Raw genomic sequence first — 6,982 nt, 5'->3', positions numbered from 1 at the left:
TGACATTTTACCGCAGGACTTTATTGTAATGCCATGTTCATTAAAAGCCCTGATTTGCACTTGCTTGCTGAGGTGCATAATCGTCTTAAAAAACTCAATAAGTTCTACTTCAAAATCCTTGTTTTTTAGTTTGGAGAGGTTTTTCTCAATAACTTCGGTTTCTCTTTTTTCATTAAGTATGGGCAAATTATTTCTCATCTTGTAAGCGGCTATTTGCAAAGACAATTCCATTCGCTTTTCAAAAAGCTCTACAAGGTTTTTGTCAATTTCATCGATTTGATTTCTCAAAGTTTCCAGGCAATCCATTTTCGCCCTCCCTTTCAAGCATTAAATCCAGGACAACCAACGCCGATACAGCCTCAACCGCAGGAACGGCGCGCGGCACAATACACGGATCGTGCCTTCCCTTTACTGCAATTGTAGCTTCTTGCATATTATATATATCAACCGTTTTCTGACTAACGCCTATAGACGGCGTAGGTTTTATTGCAACCCTGAAGACTATAGGCATTCCGGTAGTGATGCCTCCTAAGATGCCGCCATTGTGATTTGTAGAAGTCTTGACCTTATCACCGTCAAGCACAAACTCATCGTTTGCTTGTGAGCCTCTGAGCTTTGTGATGTTAAAACCCTCTCCAAACTCCACACCTTTTACCGCAGGAACAGAAAACAGAGCATGGGCGAGCCTGCTTTCAACTCCGTCGAAAAAGGGAAAGCCCAAGCCGGGAGGCAGATTGACGATCATTGTCTCGATAATTCCTCCAACGGAATCCATCTCGTTTTTTGCATCAAGTATGCGCTTTTGCATTTTTTGGCCTACTCTATTATCAAGAACTGGAAAATCGGAATTTCTCAGTTTGGTTAAAACTCCTTCATCAATATTTGTACTATCAAAGCTTTCATCACATATATCATGTATACTCTTTATGTGACTTGCTATTAGAATATTGCGGCTCTTTAAAACGTGTTTTGCCACAGCGCCTGCTAAGACCAGGGGAGCTGTCAGCCTGCCGGAGAAATGCCCCCCACCTCTGTAGTCATTAAAGCCGCTGTATTTGATAAAACCCGTGTAGTCGGCATGGCCAGGTCTCAGCAAATTTTTGAGTTCGTCATAATCCTGTGATTTGCAATCACGATTGAAGATAATAGCGCAGAGGGGAGTGCCTGTAGACCTGCCCTGGAAATATCCGCTAAATATTTCGAAATCATCGCTTTCCTTTCTCGGTGTGGAAAGGCTGTTTTTTCCCGGCTGCCTTCTTGCCATTTCCTGTCTTAAGAAATCCATATCCAGTTCAATGCCCGGTGGCAATCCGTCCAAAACTACGCCTATAGCCTTTCCGTGAGATTCCCCAAAAATAGAAACTTTAAGCTTATTACCGAAGATAGAACTCATCAATTATACCTCCAAGTTTCCTAAAGTCACTCCAAAAATTGGGGTAGGATTTGCTGACCGAATCGCTGTTTCTGATTATTACGGGTTTTTTGCATCGCAAGGCTGCTACGGCAAGGGCCATAGCTATTCTGTGGTCATTCCAACTGTCTACAGTTCCGCCTTCCAGCATGATCTGGCCGTAAATTTCAAGTCCGTCAGGAAATTCTGTAATCTTTGCACCCAATTTGGCAAGTTCAGTAGAAATGGCTTTTAACCGATCCGATTCCTTAAGCTTTAACCTGCCGGCATTTATTATTTTTGTAGTGCCCCGGCTTAAGGCCCCAAGAACCGCCAAAGGGGGTACAAGGTCAGGAATTTGGGACGCATCTATGGTTATTCCAAAAGTTCGTGATGATCGGGTGTTGACAGAATTGTGTTCTGCTGCTAATGTAGCACCCATTTTGCTCAAAATATCGATGATGATTTTATCACCCTGAAGAGAATTTAAGTCTAAATCATTGCAGGTGATATTTCCGTTTAAAGCGCCAGCTACCAGCCAAAAGGCACACTGAGAATAATCCCCTTCTACGCGACAGTAAGTAGGTTTATAGAATTGATTTCCCTTTACTTTAAAGCATTCGTAATTGTGATTTTCCACATGTATTGAAAATTTTTTGAGGGCATCGATGGTAAGATCAATGTATCCTTTTGATTCCATAGGAGTGGTTACAATTATTTCCGAATCAGTATCAAGGAGCGGCAGTGAAAATAACAGTCCGGAAATGAATTGGGAACTAACATTGCCATCTACGTAAAATACACCGGGTTTTAATTTGCCTGAAAAAGTTATGGGCAAGCCACCCGTATTTGGATAATAATTTATTCCCTGTTTTTCAAAAATCCTGCAATATACATCCAGGGGCCTTTGAGAAAGCCTGCCTCTTCCTGTAAAGGTGATTTCCTTTCCTCCAAGCAGGGCAATGGGTATTAAAAATCTGAGAGTGGAACCCGATTCTAAGCAGTCTATTGTGGACTGTCTAATTTCCGGAAATCCACTGCCGTTTATTATTACATTGTAAGTTGCATTATCTGAATTACCTTTGACAAATCTCACTTTTGCACTAAGGGCTTTAATGCCTTTTAAGGTAGCCACAACATCATCTGAAATAGCAATATTGCTGATGATGCTTTCTCCATGAGCAAGGGAAGCACATATCAGCATTCGATGGCTTATGCTTTTGGAGGGCGGAACGGCTATTTGGCCTTTTAGTTCAGCAGGAGTTATTTTTACGCATTTCATGAAAACACCTCTTCGTTTTTATAAGAAAAACATTGGAATTTCATCCATATTGATATTTTTTATAAAACACTCACCAATGGAACTCAACAATACAATATCGATGCTGTCGCCTTTATTTTTTTTATCGACGCTAATTGCTTCAACTATCTGGGCAGCATTGCTTGCCGGCATCTTGTAGGGAAGGTTATACTTTGACAGTAATTCTTTAAGCTTAATACTGGTTCCCGGTTTGGTTAAACCCATATGTTCACTGTTTTTGGTTATCTGATACATTCCTATGGACACCGCTTCACCATGAGCATATCCGATGTAATTAAAGTACTTTTCTATGGCGTGACCCAGCGTATGGCCGAAATTCAGCATCATTCTGCAGCCTCGGTCGGTTTCGTCTACTTCAACAATATTTTTTTTGATGTTTAAACACTTGAAGATAATCGTCTCCATATTGTCAAAAAGCTCATTTGTATTAAAGCTCATAAGTTCCACAAATAATTGTGGATCCTTAATGCAGCCGTACTTTATAACTTCGGCCATACCGTTATTGAATTCTTTTGTATCAAGGGTATCCAAAAAGTCGGGATCAATGAATACGGCCTCAGGATGGTAAAAGCTGCCGATTAAGTTTTTGCCATAGGGTAGGTCAACTGCAACTTTGCCGCCTATGCTGCTGTCGACCTGGGCAATTAGGGAAGTGGGAACCTGAACGTAGGAGACGCCCCTTAAAAAGGTAGCCGCTGCAAATCCTCCCAAATCTCCCACCACGCCACCGCCTAAAGTTAATATAATATCTCTTCGGGTAATTTTAGACTTGACTAATTCGCTATATACTGCGCTAAGTGTTGTAAGGGATTTGCTTTGCTCTCCTGGTTCAATTGCAATCAAATGTGTGTCAAATCCTTCGGAATGAAGGACATTTAAAACCTGAGTTCCATAAATGCGATTTATGTTCTTGTCGGTAATTATGGCAACTTTGTTTGCATCGGGTATCATTTTCAACAACTTTCCCAATTCATTGATTATGCCCCGTTTAATATAAACCCGATAAGCCTTATCCTTTAACTTTACGTCTAGAGTTTGCATTTAATTCAAGTTCCTCCTTTAATCTGCATGCTTTAGCAAAAAGTTCTTTTAAATACTTTTCGTCAATATTGAGAATGGCTTTTTTGAATTCTTGGACATTTGATTCGAAAGTTTCAAGATATTTGACTACATTGCTGCTATTTTTAAGCAGCAGCTCTGACCATAAATCACTGTTTAGCTTAGCTACCCTAGTGGCATCTTGAAAACTGCTACCTGTGTATATGGGTTTTTTTTCGATTATGGGGTTTAACACCAGGGATAAAGCTATGATATGGGGTAGGTGACTGGTAAAAGCCACCATATCATCATGTTCTTCAGGGGTCATCTCAATTATGTTTGCAAAGCCTATCTTCAAAATCATGTCTTTTAAAACAAATATATTTGCCTTTTTGTTTTTTGCCGATGGTGTAATTATATAGTTAGCTCCATCGAAGATTTTTTCTGAAGCATATTTTATTCCCTTAAATTCATTTCCGGCCATGGGGTGACCGCCGATGAAATCAATGTCATTCCTTAAAACAGGGGATATTTCTCTAATAACCGATTCCTTAAGCCCAGCAACATCCGTAACGATAGCGCCCGGTTTAAAACTTTCTATGTTTTCTTTAACGAACTCCACTATTGCACTTGGATACAGGCAGATAAAAACAAAATCAGATTTTTGCAGAGGTTCTTTAGGATCTGGGAAACCTTTATCGATAATTCTTGAGGCCATCGCCAAATTTAGGGACTCTTTGTCAATATCAACGCCCCAAAGATTTTTCGGCTTTATTTTTTTGTTAATTGCCATTGCTAAGGAGCCGCCGATGAGCCCTAGGCCAACTACCGTTATATTAAAGTCTGAGTATTCCATTTAACATCCTCCTATAGTTTGCGTTTTCGAATTTGTGCTATTTCTTTGATACTGTTCATCAAATGCCTAAAGTTTTCGGGTGTGATGGATTGATTGCCGTCACATAAAGCATTCTTTGGGTCATTGTGAACTTCTATCATTAAACCGTCTGCTCCTACAGCTATTGCAGCCATGGCAAGGGGTTCGACCATCCACCAGATTCCCGAAGCATGGCTTGGGTCAACTATTACGGGAAGGTGGCTTAACCGTTTGATGACAGGTATGACGCTGATGTCAAGGGTGTTTCTGGTGTAAGTTTCAAAAGTCCTGATGCCTCTTTCGCAAAGTATTACATTTTCATTTCCGCCAGCCAGTATATATTCGGCAGCAGTTAAAAACTCTTCGATTGTGGCTGACAGACCTCGCTTTAATAGAATAGGCTTTCTCGTTTGGCCTACCGCTCTCAGAAGGTCAAAATTTTGCATATTCCTTGCGCCTATTTGGATGATGTCAACCTCTCGTTCATACATTTCCAGTTTATCTGCTGACATCAATTCAACGACAATAGGTAGTTTACTTATTTCTTTTGCATATTTTAGATACTCAAGGCCTTCTTCTTTTAAGCCCTGAAAGCTGTATGGTGAAGTCCTGGGTTTAAAGGCACCGCCTCTTAAAAATCCTGCACCGGCTTCCTTTACTTCAACAGCTATTTCTGTTATCTGTGACTTACTTTCTACCGAACAGGGGCCTGCAATGATAGCCAATTTTTCACCGCCAATAGAAGTTTCGTTTACAGGTATTATCGAGTTTTCCGGATGAAAAAGTCTGCTTGCCCTTTTGTAAGGTTCCTGAACGTGTATAACCTTTTCAACACCTTTCATTGTCTTAAAACTTTCATCATCCACATTACTTGTATCGCCGATAATGCCTATAATGTGATAATTTAGGCCTTTAGACTCGTAAACCTCAAGGCCTAGATTAGCAATTTTATTTTTGACGGCATCCGCATCGTGAGAGTCAACATTGGCTCTCATAACAATTATCATTTTGAACACCTCCAAATTGTTAAAAATAAAAAGGGAATCTCAACCAGTGAGATTCCCTTTTTCTATGTGTGATACTTATGTGTTGACACCTATGCAGTACTGAGGATAAAAATCCTATAAAAGTCTTTTATCCTTGAATCTGTTTAAAACCTCACTGGAAGGAGGAGCTATTTTTTTGCAGAACAAATAACCGCTAAAATAAAAGTAAAAATAGTAGCGGCTAAAGCTAAAATATAGTTCTGCAAAATTCCTTCCTGTGAGATTTTGCATTTACATAGACCTCCAGACAAATACATTTTGTTGGTATTTCCAAATATTATATTTAATCGGATATTTTATGTCAAGGTAGTAAATTATTTTTTATGGATAGTTTTTAAATGTAAAGCTCTCTCAACTATAAGTTACCTTTTCAATTCATTTAAATCAAATATGGGATATGACCCTAGAATTTTAAACATGCTTGCGGTAAGCTTCAGTTCTTTTAAGGCAGTTTTTAGCGGTTCCTGCAACCTGTGGCCTTCAACTTCTATGAGAAAAACGTATTCCCCTAGAATTCTCCTGGAAGGCCTTGATTCAATCTTGGTTAAATTAAGTCCCTTTTCGGCAAATATTTTCAAAGAACGAAAGAGACTGCCGGGTTTATTCTCGGTGGAAAAGATCAGAGCGGTTTTGTCGCGACCTGTAACCATCTCATCCTGCGTAGACAGTATATAAAATCGAGTCATATTGTTATTAGAGTCTTGTATGCTTTCGACTGCAATTTTCAGGCCGTATATTTTTGATAGAGCCTTACTTCCGATTGCAGCAATGTTATTATTGCTTTCAGCTACAAGTTTTGCTGCTTCTGCAGTGCTTGAAACCTCTTTTAATCGTGCATTTGGCACATTCTCTTTCAAAAATCCTCGGCATTGATAAAGGGCTTGGGGATGCGATAGTACTTCTTTTATTTCACTAAGGGGAATAATGTTTTTTAGCAATAGATGCTGCGTAATCGGCAAAATTACTTCACCTTTAATCATAGCATCTACGCCGCGTATAAAAGAATCTACGGTAATATTTACAGAGCCCTCCAGAGAATTTTCTACAGGTACAACTGCAGCATCAAGACTTTTTCCTACCTCATGCATCATGTCTTCAATTGAAAAAAATGCTACTTTTTTATACTGTTCAGGTGTAAATCCTAGTTTTTTCATCCACACTTCCATGGCTTCTTCGGTAAAAGTTCCGTTTGGCCCCAAAAAACCGATAATTATTTTTAAAACCTCCATTCAAAAATATTATTAACTATTTTATTACAGGACAGGAAGAATTGCATCTTTTTTTTACTTTAACGATCGCGTCAAGTATTTTTA

Annotated in this window: 7 protein-coding genes; all 7 read right to left on the bottom strand. The window is 39.4% G+C overall.

Features of this window, described 5'->3' with window-relative positions; all coding sequences use genetic code 11:
* A partial coding sequence (locus JT739_RS09850) for a chorismate mutase (RefSeq protein ID WP_237660946.1) occupies window positions 1-306 on the bottom strand: 306 nt, incomplete at its 3' end.
* The gene (aroC, locus tag JT739_RS09845) at window positions 269-1,393 is read right to left on the bottom strand and encodes a chorismate synthase (protein ID WP_237660945.1); all 1,125 of its coding nucleotides are present in this window, start codon (window positions 1,391-1,393) and stop codon (window positions 269-271) included. The genes aroC and JT739_RS09850, both read right to left, overlap by 38 nt.
* Window positions 1,374-2,672, bottom strand: a complete 1,299-nt coding sequence (gene aroA / locus JT739_RS09840) for a 3-phosphoshikimate 1-carboxyvinyltransferase (protein ID WP_237660944.1) — start codon at window positions 2,670-2,672, stop codon at window positions 1,374-1,376. Before aroA ends, aroC begins: the two co-directional genes overlap by 20 nt.
* A gap of 18 nt (window positions 2,673-2,690) precedes the next feature.
* A complete protein-coding gene (gene aroB, locus JT739_RS09835) occupies window positions 2,691-3,752 on the bottom strand; it encodes a 3-dehydroquinate synthase (protein WP_237660943.1) in 1,062 nt (353 codons plus the stop codon).
* Window positions 3,721-4,605, bottom strand: a complete 885-nt coding sequence (locus JT739_RS09830) for a prephenate dehydrogenase (RefSeq protein WP_237660942.1) — start codon at window positions 4,603-4,605, stop codon at window positions 3,721-3,723. The genes aroB and JT739_RS09830 overlap by 32 nt, the downstream gene beginning before the upstream one ends.
* Window positions 4,606-4,616: 11 nt before the next feature.
* Complete coding sequence (aroF, locus tag JT739_RS09825; RefSeq protein WP_237660941.1) at window positions 4,617-5,630, bottom strand: 3-deoxy-7-phosphoheptulonate synthase; 1,014 nt, start codon at window positions 5,628-5,630, stop codon at window positions 4,617-4,619.
* A 401-nt stretch (window positions 5,631-6,031) separates the two neighbouring features.
* Complete coding sequence (gene pheA, locus JT739_RS09820) at window positions 6,032-6,898, bottom strand: prephenate dehydratase (RefSeq protein ID WP_237660940.1); 867 nt, start codon at window positions 6,896-6,898, stop codon at window positions 6,032-6,034.
* Between the last annotated feature and the right edge of the window lie 84 nt (window positions 6,899-6,982).

The sequence above is a fragment of the Tepidanaerobacter sp. GT38 genome (genome assembly GCF_021991635.1).
Taxonomy (GTDB): Bacteria; Bacillota; Thermosediminibacteria; order Thermosediminibacterales; family Tepidanaerobacteraceae; genus DTU063.
The sequence above is the reverse complement of the archived record's forward strand: the minus strand, read 5'-3'. Positions and strand labels throughout refer to the sequence as shown.

Excerpts from the sequence above, each read along its gene's own strand:
- aroF (WP_237660941.1), bottom strand. The coding sequence starts at position 5,630 with ATGATAATTGTTATGAGAGCCAATGTTGACTCTCACGATGCGGATGCC.
- aroA (WP_237660944.1), bottom strand. The coding sequence starts at position 2,672 with ATGAAATGCGTAAAAATAACTCCTGCTGAACTAAAAGGCCAAATAGCC.
- aroB (WP_237660943.1), bottom strand. The coding sequence starts at position 3,752 with ATGCAAACTCTAGACGTAAAGTTAAAGGATAAGGCTTATCGGGTTTAT.
- pheA (WP_237660940.1), bottom strand. The coding sequence starts at position 6,898 with ATGGAGGTTTTAAAAATAATTATCGGTTTTTTGGGGCCAAACGGAACT.
- JT739_RS09830 (WP_237660942.1), bottom strand. The coding sequence starts at position 4,605 with ATGGAATACTCAGACTTTAATATAACGGTAGTTGGCCTAGGGCTCATC.
- aroC (WP_237660945.1), bottom strand. The coding sequence starts at position 1,393 with ATGAGTTCTATCTTCGGTAATAAGCTTAAAGTTTCTATTTTTGGGGAA.